Consider the following 19,329-nt stretch of genomic DNA (forward strand, 5'->3'; position numbering starts at 1 on the left):
GGGATTATGAAAGCAATTCTGCCTGTTGCCGGAAAAGGCACCCGGCTGCGTCCGCATACCCATACTAAAGCCAAGTCCCTGGTCCGGGTGGCCGGAAAAACGGTCCTTGAACATATTGTTGAACGGCTGCAAGCCATCGACGTTGAGGAATATATCTTCATTACCGATGAGAACGGCCAGCAAATCGAAGAGTTCATGGAGAAGAAGTTCCCCGGACTTAGGTGCAGCTACTACATTCAGCATGAGCGCCTCGGTCCGGCTCATGCGGTGGCCCTGGCCGGACCTTCGGTCAACCCCGGAGACGACCTGCTGGTGGTTTTCAACGACACCATCTTTGTCACCGATCTCGCGGCCATCAAGGGGTTGTGCAGCTCTGCCGACGGCTTGATCTATTCCAAAGAAGTTGAGGATTATCAACGCTTCGGGGTCAATGTGTTAAGCGGGGATTATATTGTCGACATGGTGGAAAAGCCGGATCAGCCGATCTCCAGACTGGCCCAGGTCGGCCTCTACTATCTCAAGGACGGGGCCGGTTTTATCAACGCCATTGAAGAAACCATCGCCGCTGGCGAAACGGTCAAAGGGGAATATTACCTGCCTTCGGTCTTTATGCGCATGATCGCGGCCGGGCATAAATTCAAAGCCCCGGAGATCGATGCCTGGCTCGATTGCGGCAAACCGGAAACCCTGCTGGAAACCAATCGTTATCTGCTGAAAGGGCGCCACCATATCCATGGCGACGTCAAAAATTGCGTACTGATCGAACCGGTCCATGTCGAAGCCGGCGCGGTGATCACTAATTCGATTATCGGTCCCAACGTCTCGGTTGCCGCCGGCAGCGAGATTGAAAGCAGCGTCATCAGCGATTCGATCATCAATGCCGATAACAAGGTCAGCCATCTGATCCTGAATCATTCGCTCCTCGGCGATGCGGTCAGTCTGATCGGTTCCCCCCGGCGCATGAATATCGGCGACCATTCGCATATTTACATGGAGCAGTAGGCCTTCGACCAGCTGCTGTTCTTGTTCAGCACGCAAAAGGTCGGAAAAATGAACTCTGTCTGCGGTCGCCTGGCCGCAGACACCCTGCCTGGCGCCCGGTCGAGCAGGGCGCCAGGGTTTTCCTGGCAAAATCGTTTTGTTTCGGGTTGAACCATGATCGTGGAATTTCAGCACTACCTGCCTTATCTGCTCCCGCCGTTGCTGGGTGCGGTGATCGGCTATGTCACCAATTATGTAGCCATCCGGATGCTATTCCGGCCATTGCGGGCCTGGCGGTTCCTGGGCCTGCGCATCCCCCTGACCCCGGGGATTATTCCGTCCAAACGGGGTGAACTGGCGCGTAAGATGGGCGAAATGGTCGGCGCCCACCTGTTGACCGCTGATGATGTCGGGCAGGCTTTCGCCCGGGAATCGATTCAACGCGAGTTGCGGCTGGCCGTGACCGACAAGCTCGGGCGGTTTCTCGACACCCGGCTGGGCCCGCTGGAAACGCTGGTGCCCGACCGCTTTCGGCTGCGCTTTCGCGAGCTGGTCGCCTTACTGCAGGAGAAACTGGTCAAACTGATCTTCACCTATCTGCAGAGCCAGTCCTTCGAAGAGAAATTCCGCCGGCATCTCGGTCATCAGGCCGACCGCCTCCTGGCCCGGGACCTGGCCAGCTTTCTGACCCCGGAACGTTACCAGGCGGCTCAGCAGCACCTGGATAAGAAACTGGCAAATTTTTTCCAATCCCCACGGACTGCAGCCATGGTCGGCGATTATGTCGATCGCAAAACGGAACGGCTGCTGACCAGCGATCAGCCGTTGCGCAAGCTGCTCCCTGAAGACCTGGTTGAATTGATTCTGGCCCAACTGGAAAAAGAGCTGCCCCCCCTGGCGGAAAAATTTGGCGGCATGCTTTACGACCCGGAATTTCGTGAGCAGCTGGTCAGCAAGGGGAAAAAGGCTATCGACTCGTTCCTCGATTCCCTTGGCGGGCTGGCCGGGTTGCTCAGCGGCTTTATGGATCTGGATAAGATCTATGGCAAGATCCCGACTTTTCTCGATCGCGCCGGCGATGAACTGGCCGCCTGGCTGAAAGAGGAGCGGACTCAGCAGCAACTCGCCAAACTGTTGCGGGAGCGCGCCGACCTTTTGCTGGATCGCTCCTTGAGCAGTTATATCGAGAAGATGCCCTATGAAAAAATCCGCGGGGTCAGGCAGTTTGTCCGCGCCCAGGTGGTGAGTGCGGTCCAGTCGCGGCGGACGGTGGATACCACCATGATTCTGGCGGAAAGCGCCATCGATCGGTTAAAGGACCATTCCTTCGAAAGCCTGCTGAAACGAGTTTTGCCGGCCAATGGCATTCAGTCCGGGCAGGACTATCTGGCGGATAAACTGCTTGAGGTGCTTCGCTCGGACAAGGCCCGGGAGGCGCTGCGGGCGATCGTTATCGAGCAGAGCGAGGAATGGGTCTATCGCAAGCCACTCGGGATTCTGTCCGCCCGCCTGCCCGGCGACTTGCGGCAGGAATTGGAGAGCGGCATCTGCCAGCTGGTTGAGGAAATGCTCAAAAAAGAAGCCCCCAAGCTGGTCGAAACCCTCAATGTCCGGCGGATGGTCGAAGCGAAAGTGAACAGTCTCGATCTGTTGCAGGTGGAGGGGCTGCTGATGGGGATTATGAAAGAACAGTTTAAGTACATCAACCTGTTCGGTGCGTTACTGGGGATGTTGATCGGCCTGATTAATCTGCTGGTACTGCAGTTACCTTAAACGGCGTTTGCCCGGGGCCAGTGCTTTCGCTTGCCCGGATGTGGGCTTTGCAGGCTGTTTATCATCCCTTCGCCAAGGGCACCGGACCCCAACCGTGGAGGTCAGCAGTGTTTGACGATGAAGAGCTGAAGACGCGCCTGCACAGGGTTCTTGCTTCCCTGGAGCAGCTGTTGCCCCGGCCGGTCGGTGAGGTCGACTGGGCTATCACCCGGGCGGCCAGCTGGCGGCGACACTCCTTTGCCGGCTATCTGGAGCCGGTCAGTGATGTCGATCCGGTTCAGCTGGAGGAGCTCCTCGGTATTGAGCGGCAGAAGCAGTTGCTGGAGGATAATACCCGCCAGTTTATCGCCGGTTTTCCCTGCAATAACGTGCTGCTCTGGGGGACACGCGGAACCGGTAAATCGTCGCTGGTCCGCGCCCTGCTCAACAAATATGCTCCACAGGGCTTACGGGTGGTGCAGGTCGACAAGGATGACCTGGTGTACCTGCCCGATATCTTCAGTGCCATCAAAGGACATCAGTACCGGTTTATCTTCCTCTGTGACGATCTGTCTTTCGAAGCCGGGGAGTCGAGCTATAAAATGCTCAAGAGCGCCCTCGACGGATCGGTCTATGCGGCTCCGGAAAACGTTCGTTTTTATGTGACCTCCAATCGGCGTTATCTGCTGCCTGAATATGAGACCGACAATCTCGGTTTTAAAATGGTCAACAACGAACTGCATCCCGGTGAAGGGGTCGAGGAGAAGAGTTCTCTGGCCGACCGCTTCGGGTTGTGGATTCCGTTTCATATTTTCAGTCAGAACCAGTATCTCGACCTGGTGCGCCACCAGGTTGCCAGGTTTTCTTTGGAAAACGGTCTTGAACCTGTTCTGAACGAGGACTTGCAAAAAGCGGCGCTAAAGTGGTCTCATGAAAAAAGTAAGCGTTGCGGCAGGACTGCTTTGCAGTTTTCCCGTTTTTGGGTTGGTCAACAACTGTTACAACGGAGTCGCTGATGGAACGAGCAACCTTTGCAGCCGGTTGTTTCTGGGGCGTTGAAGAAGCGTTCCGGACCCTTCCCGGCGTGGTGGAGACAGCAGTCGGCTACATGGGCGGAACCACGGAGCAGCCGACCTATCAACAGGTTTGCAGCGGGGCCACCGGGCATGCAGAGGTGGTTGAGGTCATTTTTGATCCGGCGCAGATCAGTTATGGGCAACTCCTGGAGCGGTTCTGGGGCAAGCATAATCCGACCAGCCTGAATCGTCAGGGGTGGGATATCGGAACCCAGTACCGTTCGGCTATTTTTTATCACAGTGCCGAACAGCGTCGCCAGGCCGAGGAAGCAAAGAGGGCGCTGGAGGCCAGTGGTGTCTACACCGAGCCGGTCGTCACCGAGATTGTCCCGGCCGGGACCTTCTGGCGTGCCGAAGAATATCACCAGCAGTATATCCGCAAGCAGAGTCCTGGCTTTACCTGCAGGTAGCGGGCTTTTCCCCGGACGCTCCAGGGTCTGCTGCCAGCGGTTGGCCGTGAGGCAGGCCAAGAAGGCACCGCCGCGGTCAGCGGAGCAGAAGGGATGCATGTCGGTAACCACACGGAACACAATAATCGGGAGAACAGACAATTTTATCCAGCAGCCACTTATCTCGCCAGCGGTTGGCCGATCTCCTCCAGGCCGCAGCCTTTGTGCTGGTCCTGATCGGCTTGGGGGCGGTCCTGCTTCATGGCGCCAGCGGTCTTGGCTATAATTGGCAGTGGAATCGGGTGACCCGCTATCTGCTGATCCGTGATGCCGCCGGTTGGCAGTTCGGGCCGCTGCTGAAGGGCCTTGGGCTGACTCTGGAGATTACGCTGGCCAGCCTTGGCCTGTCTTTGCTGATCGGTCTTTGTACCGCGTTGATGCGCCTTTCCGCCAGCCCAATGGCGCGGGGGATCGCCCGGGTCTATCTGGAGCTGATCCGCAACACTCCGCTGCTTATTCAGATTTTTGTCCTCTATTTTGTCTTTGCGCCAATTCTTGACCTGGGCCGGTTTTCGTCTGCAGTTATCGCCTTAAGCCTGTTTGAGGGCTCCTATGCCTCGGAGATTATCCGGGCCGGGATCCTGGCGATCCCAGTCGGCCAGTGGGAAGCGGCCGCTTCGCTGGGCTTGCCCCGCAAGCAGACCTATCGCCATATTATTCTCCCCCAGGCCCTGCGCCAGATGACCCCTCCACTGACCAGCCAGGGCATTTCCCTGGTCAAGGATTCCGCCCTGGTATCGACCATCGCCATTTATGACCTGACCATGCAGGGGCAGCAGATTATCGCTGAAACCTTTCTGACTTTTGAAATCTGGTTTACCGTGGCAGCAATTTACCTGGCCGTCACCATGCTGCTGTCAATTCTGGTAAAATATTTGGAAAATCACCTGACTAAGTACCAACACTGAGATCCGCAAAGAGGAGATGTAAAGATGAAGATTCGATGTCTGCTGGCCCTGACCCTGGTTTTGTCCCTGCTGGCGACCCCCCTGCTGGCCAGCGAAGTGCGACAAAGCCTGACGGAAGAGAGCACCCTGGCGCAGGTTGTTGCCAAAAACAAACTGCGGATCGGTTTCTCAACCTTTGTCCCCTGGGCCATGAAGGACAAAACCGGCGGCTATACCGGCTTTGAAATTGAAGTGGCCAAGCAGCTGGCGGAGGATATGGGGGTCGAAGCGGAATTTGTGCCAACTAAATGGTCCGGCATTATTCCGGCTTTGCTGACCGGTAAGTTCGATGTCATCATTGGTGGGATGGGGATTACCCCGGCCCGCAATCTCAAGGTCAATTTCAGCGACCCCTACGAGTTCTCCGGGATGTCGATTGTGGCTAACAGCAAGCTCGCGGCCGGCCGCAGCAGTCTGGAGGCCTTCAACGATCCCGCCCTGACCATCGTCGCCCGGATTGGCACGACCGCCGCGACCGCAGCCAAGAAGCACCTCCCCAAAGCCCAGCTGCGCCTGTTTGATGATGAAGGGCAGGCCCTGCAGGAAGTACTCAATAATCGCGCTGCGGCCATGGTGTCCTCACAGCCGTTTCCGGAGTTTCAGACCCTGAAATACGCCGACAAGCTGTATCTGCCCCTGGCCGGTAAAACTTTTACCAAAGAACCGATCGGCTTCGCGATCCGTAAAGGGGATGTCGATTTTCTGAATTTCCTGAACAACTGGGTCAAGTTCCGCAATGCCGACGGCTGGCTGCAGGAACATTACGAGTACTGGTTTACCACCCAGGATTGGAAAGCCCGGATCGAATAGGCGGGCTCCGGTTCTGCCCGGAGCTGTTGCTTTCCCGGGCAGAGCCGGACCGCAGTCCGGGTGTGGTCCAGCAATCAAGACCCTACCTCTGAGGAGTTGATTTTTTGATCTCTACCCGACCGACCCGCTGGAGCGGGCTGGATACCATTCTGCTGCTGGTCGTGCTCGGCTGTTTCGCCTACTTGGCCCACCGGGTCCACAGTGGCCTTGATTATCAGTGGAACTGGCAGGTGATTCCCCAATACCTGCTGCGTTACGACCCCGAGGCGGGCTGGGTTCCCAATCTGTTACTGCGTGGTCTGCTGACGACCATTCGGCTGAGTTTCTGGAGTTTACTGCTGGCTTTGCCCATCGGCCTGGTGTGCGGACTGTTGCGGACCAGTCTGCACCTGTTCAACCGGCTGCTCGGCGGGACCTACGTCACCTTGTTGCGGAATTTGCCCCCCCTGGTCCTGGTCTTTATTTTTTACTTCTTCATCAGTGACCAACTGTTGCCGCTGCTGCACCTGGGCGAACGGCTCAACGCCGCCCCCGGCTGGCTGCAGACCCTGCTCGGGAGAACCATTGCCGGTCCGGATCAGATCGAACCCTTTCTGGCTGCGGTCATGACCCTGGCCCTGTTCGAAGGAGCTTATATCGGTGAAATTGTCCGTGCCGGTATCAACGGGATCGAAAGCGGGCAGTGGGAGGCGGCGCGGGCTCTCGGCATGCGCCGCTGGCAGCTGTTGCGGCATGTTGTGTTGCCCCAGGCCTTTCAGCGGATGATCCCGCCCCTGGCGGGGCAGGCCATCTCTACCATCAAGGATTCGGCTATTGTGTCGGTGATTTCAATTCAGGAATTGACCTTTCAGGGGATGGAGCTGATGGCGGCAACCTATCTGACCTTTGAAGTCTGGATGACCGTCACCCTGCTTTATTTTCTCCTCACTTACAGCTGTTCATGGCTTGCCGGCCGGCTGGAAGTCCGGTTGCGCAAAGCCTATAATTGAAAGACCCGAAAGGGTTAGCGGTTTTCAGCAGAGGCAAAATCTGCCCACTTTTTAGGGAAAAATCATGTTCATGAAACAGTTATACCGTTGGTCTCTTCTGTTTATGCTCACCGTGGTCTGCGGTTGTGCTCTTTTGACCCCGGCATTCGAAACGCCGACGGTCAGTGTCACCAGTTTTCGGGTGTTGCCGGGGGACTCGGTGGTGCCGACTTTTGAAATCGGCCTGCATGTCGTTAACCCGAACCGTGCGGCCCTCAAGCTGGCCGGTTTGTCCTATCAGGCTGAATTGGAAGGGCACCGCATCCTCGCCGGGGCCACCAGCCGCTTGCCGGTCATTGCCGGCTATGGCGAAGGGGATATCGTGCTCGAGGCCAAACCGGACCTGTTCAATACCATCAGCCTGTTTCACGATTTTCTCAAGCAGCCGCGGGAATCTTTTAAATTCAACCTGGAAGCGCTGCTTGATGTCGGCGGACTGGTGCCGAAAATCAAGGTGAGCAAGGAGGGTTTCATCGACCTGGCGGAAGCGGCCAAATAGTCAGGTGGCGGATGGAAGCCATTGTCTGGCCTGAGCGAAGTCATGGAACAGGGAAAACTGTGCCGCATGATGAGGCTGGAGGGCTGCCGCGGACTCGGGGGAGGGGCTGAGCACCAGAGCGCATCTGCCGTCTCCCAGCCCTTCCCGATGAAAAGCGATGATGGAGTCGAGCATGGCAATTTCCTCGGGCTCCAGCTGAGTCAGCTGCAACTCGCGGTGATCGATGATCAGGCCGGCCCCGCTGTGCCAGCTCGGAGAAGCCAGCAGATCCCTGAGCAGTTTGTAGAAATCTTCCATGACCGAAAAATGTCCGGTTTTGATGACCACATAGTCGGGCAGCCGGGAAAAATCAAAAGCGTACTTCATGCTTACCTCCACCGCCTAAGTAGTTGTCATCCGAAAACGGCCCTTTTCCGCCGTGGCGGTGTCAATCTGCAGGCTTATTTGTGCGGCGTAAAGAACGACGCCTCCGCATAAGTCCATGATTTCCTAGCCACAACGAAAAATTGCTCGTTTCCAATCTGAAAACTTATGCGTTGGCATCCGGGAACTCCGGAGGCCAACTAAGTAGGGTAAAGCCGGGCCTTGCGGACTGCGCAAGGCCCGTGGAGCGCTGCTAAGCAGCGTAGTGTTCAGTCGGCCAGGACAAACTGGCCGTTTTTCACTTGCACCATCACCATGGAATCGACACCCAGGCCGTTATGATCTTCGGGAGTCATGTTGTAAATGCCGGAAATCCCGACATAGTTTTTGGTGTTTTCGATGGCGCTGCGTAACGCGGCCGGCTCGGTGCCAACTTGTTTGATCGCGTTGGCAATGATCATGATAGCATCCCAGGCATAGCCGGAATGGGTGTTGATCGGGAACTGCTGATCGTAGCCTTTTTCCTTATAGAGCTTGACGAATTCGCGGATAACCTGCTGCTGCGGATCGCTGGCGGGCAGTTCTTCAACCACCATCAGTTTGGTGGCCGGCATCCGGTCGCCTTCGCTGGCGGCTCCTGCCAGTTCAATATACTTGGGATCCGGCAGCCCGTGGCACTGAAAGAGCGGGGTGTCGATACCGAGCTGGACTTTGTTTTTGGCAATAATCGCTCCGGCTGGACCGGTCGTCCAAGCCAGGATGGCCTGCGGCTGGCTGTTTTTGACCTTGGTCAGCTGCGAAGTCATGTCTGTGTCCCTGGTCCCGAAAGACTCCTGGGCAATAATTTCAATCCCGTACTGAGGAGCCAGGGTTTCCATCCAGCGGGCACCGTCCTTGCCGAAGCCATCGGTTCCCGTCAGCAGGGCAACCTTGGTCAGCCCCTTCTCCTTGAGATAGATGAACATCCTCTCAACAGCGGTCTTGGAGCGCTGCGGGGATTTGAAAACCCATTTATAGGAACCGAATTTTCCGCCCATAATGACCGGATCGCCGCCGACCGTCATGACAATGGGAAGCTCGGCTTTGTCGACGATATTTTTAACGTTCATGCCGGTGTCGGTCAGGGTTGGACCGATAATTGCGACCACTTTGTCCTTGTAGATGAATTTCTTGGCGATGGAGGCCGCTTTGGCGGGATTTCCTTCGGTATCGCCGATTTCCAGTTCCAGTTGTTTGCCGTTGATACCGCCTTCTGCGTTGATCTTGGCGACGACCATCTCGGCGACCAGTTTCGTGGGAGTCCCGATAAACGAGGCCCGGCCGGACAGATCAAAAAAGGCCCCCAGCTTGATGGTGTCAGCGGCCATGGCCGCTGGAGTCACCAGCAACATCACCGCAAGGAATGCGAGCAAACGCTTCATAAAAATTCTCCTTTCACAAAAAGAAAAAACAGCACTTCCAAGGTGGCTGTGAACAGCACCGCAAGTTTTCTGAGTATTACGGGAGAATGCTGGAAAATCAAATGTTTTCGTGCTACTGGTAAGATAAAATCTGCTCAAAAAAAGTTTTGTCAAACGAAGTGATGCGGCCCGGATGCAGGTTCTGCGGGTATTCATCTCCGCCTGCCTGAAGGGCACATTAATATTTCTATTGATTTTTAGGGCCACTCCTTGAGCATAATACCTGAGACCGGCCAGCGACTTTAAGCTTTTGTTCTTTACCTGTTCCTGGCTTTTTTCTGTTGAGCCCCCGTGCTGGAAAAAGAAGGTTTCGATGCCAAAAGATAGCAAGGGTGACACGTTCTCTTTTCCCGCTATTCTTGAAGAGTTGTCGGTTTCCATCCTGAACGCCATCAATGATGGCATTCTGGTTGCCGATCGGGAAGAGGTCATTCAGTACACCAATCCTGAATATTCCAGAATTATCGGCGTTCCACAGGAAAAACTTCTCTATCAAAAGCTTGCTGAAGTTCGTCCCGGTGCCATTCTGCCATCGGTCATCAGAACCGGCAAAGCCATGTCCGGGGTTTACCGGGAGGTCGGGGATGCCCGTTATGTTGTTGATATGGCACCGATTCTTATTGACGGTGTGATTGTCGGCGGGGTTTCCATCGTCAAAAACATAACCGAAGTGAAAAAGCTCTCCGAGGCTTTGAAAACAGCTGAAAGTTCCCTGCAAAATCTGCAGGGGACGGTGGCGCGTTTTTTTCGCTCCAAATTTCAACTCCATCAGTTAAAAGGGGTCTCCGACAAGTTCAACCAGATGGTTTCCTTAGCCGAGCGAGCGGCCCTGGGGGAAGCGAATATTCTTATTTTAGGGGAGAGCGGAACCGGAAAAGAGTTGATCGCCCAGGGTATTCACGGAGCCAGCAGGCGCAAAAACGGACCTTTTATTCCGGTCAACTGCGCAGCGATTCCTCATGTTCTGCTGGAAAGCGAACTGTTTGGCTATGTGGAAGGGGCCTTTACCGGTGCAAAGCGCGGGGGCAAGCTCGGCCTCTTCCAGATGGCGGACAAAGGGACCCTGTTCCTCGATGAAATCGGCGACATGCATATCGATATGCAGGTCAAATTGCTGCGCATCCTGCAGGAGCACAAGGTGCGCCGGGTCGGTGAATTGGAAGAACAGCACTTTGATGTACGGATCATCGCCGCAACCAATCAGGATCTCGATTTAATGGTGAAAAGAGGACGCTTCAGGGAAGATTTGTTCTATCGCCTGAACGTTTTTCAATTGGTGATTCCGCCGCTGCGGGAACGCAAGGAGGATATTATTGACCTCAGTCTCTATTTTGCCAGCGAATATCTGGATGGCGGAAAATTTACCATTTCGGAAGATGTTCGGCAGATCCTGTTGAGCTATGGTTGGCCTGGAAATATCCGGGAATTGAAAAATGTCATTGAATTCATCTGCAATGTGGTTGATCCGGGAACCCTGATCTTACCTGAGCATCTTCCCGAACGCTTGCAGTCGATTCCTTATCTGCAGCTCAAAGGGAGCGCCTCCCTACGCCCCTTGAGCGAGCAGGTCAGAGTGTTTGAACAGGATTTACTCCGCAAATTGCTGCTCAGCGAAGGTCATTCCCTGGCCAGCAAGAAAAAAATCTGTGACGCGCTGGGGATCTCCCTGGCCACCCTTTACCGGAAATTGGAAGGAACGCCTTCTCAAAACTGAGAAGCCATCATTCCCTTCTCAGTTTTGAGAAATTTTGCTAAGTAACGTTTTTCCGCGCTTTCGGACATATTCCCTTCCCAACCGCTTCTCATGTTTGAGAAGTATATCATCGTTATATTTGATTTATATTCTATAGGCTACCGATTTTTAACGGTTTTTTAATTATGGCATCATGCTTGCCTAGTTGGTGGATAGCTGATCTGGAAAGACGTTCTTTCATCATTTAAACAAGGAGGTTTAGTATGTTGGCGTTCTGGGGTTTCTGCATTATTGCAGTACTGCTTTTTCTGGTGATGACCAAGCGCACATCTGTGCTGGTCGCTTTAGTCGGGGTGCCGATTATCTTCGGCCTGCTCGCCGGGTTGGGCCCGGATCTCGGCAAACACATGCTGGCCGGCTTGAAGGGGGTTGCGCCGACCGGGATCATGCTGACCTTTGCCATTCTTTATTTCAGTGTCATGAATGATGCGGGCATGTTTGACCCGATCATCAAGGGGATTGTCCGTTTCGGCGGGCAGGATCCGGTCAAAATCACCATTGGGACCGCCCTGATTGCCATGGTTGCGCATCTGGATGGCTCCGGCGCTTCCACCTTTCTGGTCTGCATCCCGGCCATGCTGCCGATTTACGATCGCCTGCAGATCGATCGCAAGGTGCTGGCCTGCATCGCGGCCCTCGGTGCCGGAACCATGAATGTGGTTCCCTGGGGTGGGCCGACACTGCGCGCAGCAACGTCCCTCCATTTGGAGATGAAGGATCTGTTCAACCCCGTCATCCCGGCTTTTTTCGCCGGTCTTATCTGTGTCCTGGGGATCAGCTACTGGCTCGGCAAAGGGGAAAAGAAACGCCTTGGGAATTTACCTGCCGACGTCAAAGTGCAGATTGACGCGCACCTGATTGACGGTGATTCAGGGTTGAAGCGCCCCAAACTGGTCTGGTTCAATATCATTCTGACCATTGCCGCCATCGTTTGCCTGATCAAGGGAATTCTGCCACTGCCCGCCGTGTTCGTGGTTGGCCTGGCCATCGCCCTGATTGTCAATTATCCGAATGTGAAAATCCAGCAGGACCGCATCACTGCCCATGGGCAGGCCGCAATTCTCATGATCTCGATCATTTTTGCCGCGGGGATTTTTACCGGGATCATGAAAGGCTCAGGCATGATCAAAGACCTGGCCGAAGCGTTGGTGTCTTTTATCCCCCATGGCATTGGTGGGCATCTGCCGGTTTTGACCGGGATTACTTCCATGCCGGCGAGTCTGCTGTTCGATCCCGATTCTTATTACTTTGGCGTTTTGCCGGTGCTGGCATCGGCGGCCGAAGCTTTTCATGTTCCCGGTGTTGAGGTGGCCCGGGCTGCAATTCTGGGCCAGATGACCACCGGTTTCCCGGTTAGCCCGTTGACGGCGTCGACCTTTCTGTTGATCGGTCTGGCCGGTGTCGACCTTGGCGACCATCAGAAAAAGACCATTCCGTTGGCCTTCCTGGTCACTCTGGTCATGGTCGTGGTTGCGGTCATCAGCGGAGCGATCCGGCTTTAGCATATTTATCAGTACAGGAGTAGGTACATGGCTTTGAAACAAGGGAAAACCGTGGTCATCGGTTCCGGGGCGGGTTATTCGGGAGACCGGATTGAGCCAGCCGAGGAACTGGTGCGCAGCGGCAAGTTGGACTACATCAGTTTTGAGTGCCTGGCAGAGCGAACCATTGCCCTGGCGCAACTGAAAAAGAGTAAAGATCCATTGGCCGGTTACGATCCGCTGCTGGTCGAGCGGATGGAGCGGATTCTGCCACTCTGTTATCAGAACAAGGTGAAGCTGATTACCAATATGGGGGCTGCCAATCCTCTGGCTGCCCTTAACAAGACCCTGGAGATCGCCCGTAAGCACAACCTCAAGGGGCTTAAGATCGCCGCGGTCTATGGGGATGATGTGGCAACTCTGGTCAAACAGCTTGACCCGGTATTGCTGGAGACGGAACAGCCGCTGAGTCAATCGATCAGTGAAGTGGTGTCAGCGAATACCTACCTCGGGGTGGAGAGCATTCTGCCGGCGCTGCAGCAGGGGGCGGACGTCATTATCACCGGCCGGGTATCGGATCCCGCCCTGTTCCTGGCCCCGCTGGTCCATGAGTTCGGTTGGGATCTGCAGGACTGGACCATGCTCGGGAAGGGGACGGTGATCGGCCATCTCCTGGAGTGCGCCGGGCAGATCACCGGCGGTTACTATGCGGAGCCAGGGAAAAAAGATGTGCCGGATTTTGCCCGGTTGGGGTTCCCGTACATGGAAGTTAAGAGCAACGGTGATGCCGTGGTGACCAAATTGGCTTCAGCCGGTGGTCGGGTGGATCCCTCGACCTGTAAGGAACAGATCGTTTATGAGATCCATGATCCGAGTAAATACCTGACCCCGGATGTGACGGCGGATTTTTCCAAGGTTCATTTCGAACAGGTTGGCCCCGATCGGGTCAAGATTGGCGGTGGGGATGGGGCTCCGCGGCCTGAACAATTGAAGGTCAGTATCGGCTATCACGGCGGTTACATCGGTGAAGGGAGTATCGGCTATGCCGGACCCGGTGCGGTTGCCCGGGCGCAGTTGGCCGCCGAGACCGTCAAGGAAAGGCTGGCCATTATCGGTGCACAATACTCTGAATTGCGCTGTGATCTGGTGGGAGTGAATGCCCTGCACCGGGAGAGTTCGGACCTGGATAACTTTGAACCTTACGAGGTGCTGCTGCGGGTGGCGGCGAAGACCGCAACCTTGAAGGACGCGGCTCTGATCGGCCGGGAAGTGGAAACCCTTTACACCAACGGGCCTGCCGGCGGCGGTGGCGCGACCAAGGGAACCCGTGAAATTATCGCCGTCATGTCGGCGTTCATTCCCCGCGAGGCAGTGACCCCGCAGCTGGCAATCAAGGAGGTCGAATAACATGGCCATTGTCAAACTTTGGGAAATTGCCCATGCCAGAACCGGCGACAAGGGGGATACCTCAAATATTTCGCTGATTCCCTATGATGAACGGCATTATGACCTGCTCAAGGAGAAGGTGACTGCTGAAGTGGTCAAAAACCATTTCGCGAAAGTCGCTCATGGTGAGGTGGTCCGCTACGAAATGCCCGCGATTGCCAGTTTCAATTTTGTGCTGCGCAAAGCACTGTGCGGCGGGGTGACGTCATCGCTGGCCCTCGATACCCATGGCAAGTCGTTGAGTTCGGCTTTGCTGAATCTTGAAATCGACATGCCCTGAGCGCGGGACCCTGATCTGAAAGGAAAAGTCATGAAAGATGTTTATATCAGCGGGGCGGCTCGCACCCCGATCGGCAGTTTTGGTGGCAGCCTGGCCCAGCTCAGCCCGGTCGAATTGGGCAGAATTGCAGTGCTTGAAGCCATGCAGCGGGGTGGGGTGAACGCGGCAGAGATTGACGAAGTGATCTTCGGGACCGTGCTGCAGGCCGGGCTCGGCCAGAATCCCGCCCGCCAGGTACAGTTGGCCGCCGGTATCCCGCAGGAGCGGTGCGCCCAGACCGTCAACATGGTCTGTGGTTCCGGGTTGCGCACGGTTGCCGCCGCGGCCCAGGCCATCCAATGCGGTGATGCCGATATCGTGGTGGCCGGCGGGGCTGAGAACATGAGCCAGGCCCCCTATGTCCTGCCGCAGGCGCGGACCGGCTATCGCATGGGGCATGGCGAACTGGTCGACACCATGGTCCATGATGGGCTGTTTGATATTTTTAACCGCTATCACATGGGGATTACGGCTGAAAACTTGGCCGAAAAATACGCTTTCAGCCGAGCCGACCAGGACGATTTTGCCGCCCAGAGCCAGCAGCGCGCCGAAGCCGCAATCACGGCGGGGCGTTTTGAGGACGAAATCGTCGCGGTCAGCATTCCGCAACGCCGGGGTGAGCCAAAAATCGTCGCGAGTGACGAATTTCCTCGTTTCGGCACCACTGCCGAGTCGCTCGGCAAGCTCAGACCTGCCTTCAAACCGGATGGCACGGTGACCGCCGGGAATGCTTCCGGTGTCAATGATGGCGCGGCCGCTCTGATCGTGGCCGGCGAGGAGGTTGTCAACGACAAAGGGCTGCGGCCCCTGGCCCGGATTGTTTCCTCGGCCTGGCATGGTTGCGACCCGGCCATCATGGGGATCGGCCCGGTCGAGGCGACGCGCAAGGCCTTGAAAAAAGCCGGCTGGAAGAGCAGTGATCTGGATCTGATCGAAGCCAATGAAGCCTTTGCCGCCCAGGCCCTGGCGGTGATGCGGGAACTGGAGCTGGACCCGGCCATTGTCAATGTCAACGGCGGAGCTATTGCGTTGGGGCATCCTATCGGTGCCTCCGGGGCACGGATTTTAACCACCCTGCTTTACGAGATGATCAGACGCGATGTCAGGAAAGGGCTTGCGACCCTCTGTATCGGTGGCGGCATGGGAATCGCCATGTGTGTGGAACGCTGACAGGCTGTTTTTCAACCGCCTGCTAAGGCCATTTAATTTTAAGAAGAAAAGGTTGACCTATGAATAAAGAGACAAACAGAAAAGGTTGACCTATGAATAAAGAGACAAACCTGGAAGCGGTCTTGGCCCGGATCAACAGCGGTATGACCATCATGAGCAATGGCTTTATGGGGGTGAAGAGTCCGGAGACCATAATCGATGCCATGGTTGAGAAAGGGATCGACAACCTGACCTTGATTTCCACGGATACCGCCGTCCCCAATAAGGCTTCGGGCAAGCTGATCTGCAACCGCCGGGTGAAAAAGCTCTATGCATCCCATATCGGTTTGAATCCAGAGACCGGGGCGCAGATGAATAATGGTGAGTTGGAGGTGGAACTGGTCCCCCAGGGGACTCTGGCCGAACGGATTCGCTGCGGCGGGGCCGGGCTGGGCGGGGTGTTGACCCCGACCGGGATCGGCACAGAAGTGGAGTTAGGCAAGCAGAAGTTGACCGTTAACGGCAAAGACTACCTGCTGGAACTGCCCCTGCATGCCGATGTGGCCATTATCAAGGGCACGGTCTGCGACCGGGCTGGCAACGTGTTCTATCGTGGCACCTCGAAAAACTTCAGCATGGTCATGGCCATGGCGGCTGACTATGTCATTGTCGAAGCCGATAAGATTGTCGAGGTTGGGGAATTGAGCCCGGAACAGATCTTGACTCCGGGAGTTTTTGTTGATGCGGTGGTGCTGGCGGCTGAACAGTACCGGATTGCGGAGGACAAACTCGAGGAGGTCGTCCATGGCTGAGTTAAGTGATAAGGATTTGATCGCCCGGCGGGCGGCTCAAGAACTCGAAGATGGCGATGTCGTCAACCTGGGGATCGGTTTGCCAACCTTGGTGTCCAACCATGTGCCGGACGGGGTCCAGATCACCCTGCATGCCGAAAACGGTATTCTCGGTATGGGGCCGCTCTGCCTGCCCGGTGTGGAAGACAGCGATGTGATCAACGCCGGCAATCAGTTTGTACATATCCTGCCGGGGGCGAGCTTTTTCGACAGCGCGACCTCCTTCGCCATTATCCGTGGTGGCCATGTTGATGTGACCGTGCTCGGCGCATTACAGGTCGACCAGGAGGGCAACATCGCCAGCCACGTCGTGCCCGGGAAAATGGTTCCGGGCATGGGTGGGGCCATGGACCTGGTGGCTGGCGCCAAGAAAGTCATTGTCGCCATGCAACATACCGCCAAAGGAACCCCTAAGATCATGCGGAAATGTACCTTGCCGCTGACCGGGATGAAGTGTGTCGATATGATCATCACCGAAAAGGCGGTTTTCGAAGTCACTGAACAGGGCTTGCTGCTCACCGAGATCATGCCCGGTTCGTCCCTGGCCGATATTCAGCAGTCCACCGAGGCGGAGCTGTTGGTGGCTGAAGGGGGCACCGGCTGAGGCTGCAGCTTCGGACACGCCTAACCCGATTCCGCCGGCATTCCGATCGGAGCTTCCGTGTCGATACCTCACGGAAGTCACCGATCGGGATGCCGAGCAAGGGCGTCGTGTGCAGATTGAGATTGTGTCCCGGCCGATTTAATGCGACGATATCTCAGCTGCTTCATCATGACCACTCACCTGCGGAGTCCGTTATGAACCAAAGTGACAGAATTAAAGTGAAAACTGAATCCGGGCAGGTTATTGAAGTCACGGTCACCAGCAAAACGGCCGAGGCGATCTGGATTCTGATCGGGGACGGGCCGCATAGCAGCAAGTGCAAATTGGAACCGACCCGAAACGGCCTGGCTTATGCCGGTTCCATCATGGGCCGGGAACTGATTTATGAGCAGAGCAGCACAGCGGTGCGCCAGGAATTAGCCCGCAGTGACCAGCACGGAATGCCGCGCCGCCGGCCGCGCTGAGCCGTTTTGCGGGGACGGATTCCTAACCTGCTTAAAAAAAAGAGAAAATCTTTGCTTTCCAGGAGTTTCTCTGTTATTGTTCCATGATTAAGAAAGTTTGTGTAGGTTTTAAACAATTCATTTGCCTGATTGGCACTGAATAGATCCGTTTATACGCAGACCCACTTGGGCTGCTTTTTTTATTTTCGGGTTTTTGTCTCACCCCCAACCCGCACAATTCCTTCATCACCCGTGCGCCCTTCGATCGGCGTTGTTTTACGTGTTCTCGGTCATTTCTTTTCGACATTTCCCTGACACCAATTATGTTGTTTCAGCCTGAGATCGTCCCACTGTCAATGACAGCAGGGTGGCTGGCAATCCATCCGGAGTAACAATAAATTTTATGACGTTTCATCAACTCGGCCTGTCGGCCGAACTTCTTCGTGCTGTGACTGAACAAGGTTACAGCGAACCGACCCCCATCCAGGCCCAGGCTATTCCTGTGGTGCTGTCCGGCCTTGATGTCCTGGCCGGGGCGCAGACCGGCACCGGCAAGACGGCCGGTTTTACCTTGCCGCTCTTGCAGCGGTTGCATGGCAGTGCTCAGGCAGGGGGACGGCGGCCGGTGCGGGCGCTGGTGTTGACCCCGACCCGGGAACTGGCCGCTCAGGTCGGTGACAGTATTCACTGCTATGGCAAATACCTGCCGCTCCGCAGTACCACCATTTTTGGTGGAGTGCCGCTTCGGCCGCAGATTGCGACCTTGCGCAAAGGGGTCGACATCCTGGTGGCCACTCCTGGGCGTCTGCTTGATCATGTCGGCCAGAAAACCCTGGATCTATCCCAGGTCGAGATCCTGGTGCTGGATGAGGCGGATCGCATGCTGGATATGGGTTTTATCAATGATATCCGCAAAATTCTTGCCTTGCTGCCGAAGCAGCGCCAGAACCTGCTGTTTTCAGCGACCTTCTCCAGCAAGATCAAGCAGCTTGCGGACAGCTTTCTGGTTAGCCCGCGGTTGATCGAGGTTGCCCGGCGTAATACCACCGCAGAGCATGTGCAGCAGGCGGTTTATCAGGTAGATAAAAGCCGCAAAAGAGAACTGCTCTCGAACCTGATCGGTGCGGAAAGCTGGCCACAGGTGTTGGTTTTCACCCGGACTAAACACGGCGCCAACCGGCTTACCAGCCAATTGGAAAAAGACGGCATCAAGGCCACGGCCATTCATGGCAATAAAAGCCAGGGTGCCAGGACCAAAGCGTTGGCGGAGTTTAAAAACGCTCAGGTCAGGGTGCTGGTGGCCACGGATATTGCTGCGCGCGGGCTGGATATCGACCAGCTTGCCTGCGTGGTGAATTACGAGCTCCCCAACGTGCCGGAAGATTATGTGCACCGGATCGGCAGAACCGGTCGCGCCGGCCGCAGCGGCATGGCCATTTCTCTGGTCAGCGCTGACGAAATCAAGTTGCAGCGCGATATTGAGGCCTTGTTGGGTGGCAAGCTGCCAAAAATGGTTGCCAAAGGGTATGAGCTGACGGCCAACCATGTCGCCTGCGAAGACCAGAGAACCGCGCCGCGCAAGGCCAGGTCCGAGCGGAAAATCCCCGGCTCCAGACAGAGAAGCGGCAGGAGAAGCTTCGCTGGGGGCAGGAATTCCGAGCGGACGGCTGCCGGGCGCAGCTCTTCGGCACGGTCTGTCTGATCCTCTGGTGGCACTGCACGTGCTTGGTCGCCTGTCGTGCCCCTTATTTTCCTGATTTCTTCGCCCGGCCCGCTGGTTTTCCTGCGGTCCGGGCTTGCTTCCCTGCTTACGGCAATGCTGCCGTTTTACCACCCTCTCAGCGTTGGTCTTTTTCCGGTTGGTCCGGCCTCTCCGCCGCTTGCCAGCTCATCCCCCGGCACGTACTCATCATTTTCT

The 19,329-nt window shown here is 56.0% G+C and carries 19 protein-coding genes; 17 read left to right on the forward strand and 2 right to left on the reverse strand.

Going from position 1 to position 19,329, the window contains the following annotated elements; all coding sequences use genetic code 11:
• Positions 1 to 6 precede the first annotated feature (6 nt).
• The 8 genes from N909_RS0109815 to N909_RS0109850 all read left to right on the forward strand — a co-directional run bounded on the left by N909_RS0109815 (position 7) and on the right by N909_RS0109850 (position 7,542).
• Complete coding sequence (locus N909_RS0109815) at positions 7 to 1,002, forward strand: sugar phosphate nucleotidyltransferase (protein ID WP_029914511.1); 996 nt, start codon at positions 7 to 9, stop codon at positions 1,000 to 1,002.
• 153 nt (positions 1,003 to 1,155) lie between these two features.
• Positions 1,156 to 2,754: a DUF445 domain-containing protein gene (locus tag N909_RS0109820; protein WP_029914513.1), complete on the forward strand. Its 1,599-nt coding sequence runs from the start codon at positions 1,156 to 1,158 to the stop codon at positions 2,752 to 2,754.
• Between the two features lie 107 nt (positions 2,755 to 2,861).
• Positions 2,862 to 3,749 carry an ATP-binding protein gene (locus tag N909_RS0109825; protein ID WP_029914516.1) on the forward strand — a complete coding sequence of 296 codons (888 nt, stop codon included), beginning with the start codon at positions 2,862 to 2,864 and terminating at the stop codon, positions 3,747 to 3,749.
• Positions 3,749 to 4,219, forward strand: coding sequence for a peptide-methionine (S)-S-oxide reductase MsrA (gene msrA / locus N909_RS0109830; RefSeq protein WP_029914519.1), 471 nt, complete (start codon positions 3,749 to 3,751; stop codon positions 4,217 to 4,219). Before N909_RS0109825 ends, msrA begins: the two co-directional genes overlap by 1 nt.
• 173 nt (positions 4,220 to 4,392) lie before the next feature.
• Positions 4,393 to 5,166, forward strand: a complete 774-nt coding sequence (locus N909_RS0109835; protein ID WP_211253941.1) for an amino acid ABC transporter permease — start codon at positions 4,393 to 4,395, stop codon at positions 5,164 to 5,166.
• Positions 5,167 to 5,190: 24 nt separating this feature from the next.
• On the forward strand, positions 5,191 to 6,015 hold the full coding sequence (locus tag N909_RS0109840) for a transporter substrate-binding domain-containing protein (protein ID WP_029914522.1): 825 nt from the start codon (positions 5,191 to 5,193) through the stop codon (positions 6,013 to 6,015).
• A 104-nt stretch (positions 6,016 to 6,119) separates the two neighbouring features.
• Positions 6,120 to 7,004: an amino acid ABC transporter permease gene (locus N909_RS0109845; RefSeq protein ID WP_029914523.1), complete on the forward strand. Its 885-nt coding sequence runs from the start codon at positions 6,120 to 6,122 to the stop codon at positions 7,002 to 7,004.
• Positions 7,005 to 7,074: 70 nt separating this feature from the next.
• Positions 7,075 to 7,542, forward strand: a complete 468-nt coding sequence (locus N909_RS0109850; protein ID WP_036683602.1) for an LEA/WHy family protein — start codon at positions 7,075 to 7,077, stop codon at positions 7,540 to 7,542.
• Here N909_RS0109850 and N909_RS0109855 read toward each other — a convergent pair whose 3' ends face one another.
• Both N909_RS0109855 and N909_RS0109860 read right to left on the reverse strand, forming a co-directional pair.
• Positions 7,543 to 7,908 carry a hypothetical protein gene (locus N909_RS0109855; protein WP_029914527.1) on the reverse strand — a complete coding sequence of 122 codons (366 nt, stop codon included), beginning with the start codon at positions 7,906 to 7,908 and terminating at the stop codon, positions 7,543 to 7,545. It abuts the gene before it with no gap.
• Between the two features lie 266 nt (positions 7,909 to 8,174).
• Positions 8,175 to 9,326, reverse strand: coding sequence for an ABC transporter substrate-binding protein (locus tag N909_RS0109860; RefSeq protein WP_029914528.1), 1,152 nt, complete (start codon positions 9,324 to 9,326; stop codon positions 8,175 to 8,177).
• 352 nt (positions 9,327 to 9,678) lie between these two features.
• Here N909_RS0109860 and N909_RS0109865 point away from each other — a divergent pair, with 352 nt between their 5' ends.
• The 9 genes from N909_RS0109865 (at position 9,679) to N909_RS0109905 (ending at position 19,113) form a co-directional block, all read left to right on the forward strand.
• The gene (locus N909_RS0109865; protein ID WP_051689660.1) at positions 9,679 to 11,079 is read left to right on the forward strand and encodes a sigma-54 interaction domain-containing protein; all 1,401 of its coding nucleotides are present in this window, start codon (positions 9,679 to 9,681) and stop codon (positions 11,077 to 11,079) included.
• A 242-nt stretch (positions 11,080 to 11,321) separates the two neighbouring features.
• Entirely contained in the window at positions 11,322 to 12,620 is a 1,299-nt protein-coding gene (locus N909_RS0109870; RefSeq protein ID WP_029914530.1) for a CitMHS family transporter, read from the forward strand.
• A gap of 27 nt (positions 12,621 to 12,647) precedes the next feature.
• Positions 12,648 to 14,006, forward strand: coding sequence for an acyclic terpene utilization AtuA family protein (locus N909_RS0109875; RefSeq protein WP_029914531.1), 1,359 nt, complete (start codon positions 12,648 to 12,650; stop codon positions 14,004 to 14,006).
• 1 nt (position 14,007) lies between these two features.
• Entirely contained in the window at positions 14,008 to 14,325 is a 318-nt protein-coding gene (locus N909_RS0109880; protein ID WP_029914532.1) for an AtuA-related protein, read from the forward strand.
• 30 nt (positions 14,326 to 14,355) lie between these two features.
• Positions 14,356 to 15,534, forward strand: a complete 1,179-nt coding sequence (locus N909_RS0109885; RefSeq protein ID WP_029914533.1) for an acetyl-CoA C-acetyltransferase — start codon at positions 14,356 to 14,358, stop codon at positions 15,532 to 15,534.
• 92 nt (positions 15,535 to 15,626) lie between these two features.
• Positions 15,627 to 16,325, forward strand: a complete 699-nt coding sequence (locus N909_RS0109890) for a CoA transferase subunit A (protein WP_051689661.1) — start codon at positions 15,627 to 15,629, stop codon at positions 16,323 to 16,325.
• Positions 16,318 to 16,968 (forward strand): 3-oxoacid CoA-transferase subunit B, encoded by a 651-nt coding sequence (locus tag N909_RS0109895; RefSeq protein WP_029914535.1) that lies wholly within the window; start codon positions 16,318 to 16,320, stop codon positions 16,966 to 16,968. Before N909_RS0109890 ends, N909_RS0109895 begins: the two co-directional genes overlap by 8 nt.
• A gap of 194 nt (positions 16,969 to 17,162) precedes the next feature.
• A complete protein-coding gene (locus tag N909_RS0109900) occupies positions 17,163 to 17,432 on the forward strand; it encodes a hypothetical protein (protein ID WP_029914536.1) in 270 nt (89 codons plus the stop codon).
• 382 nt (positions 17,433 to 17,814) lie between these two features.
• Complete coding sequence (locus tag N909_RS0109905; RefSeq protein WP_084167664.1) at positions 17,815 to 19,113, forward strand: DEAD/DEAH box helicase; 1,299 nt, start codon at positions 17,815 to 17,817, stop codon at positions 19,111 to 19,113.
• Positions 19,114 to 19,329 lie beyond the last annotated feature (216 nt).

This window comes from Pelobacter seleniigenes DSM 18267, from assembly GCF_000711225.1.
GTDB lineage: Bacteria > Desulfobacterota > Desulfuromonadia > Desulfuromonadales > Geopsychrobacteraceae > Seleniibacterium > Seleniibacterium seleniigenes.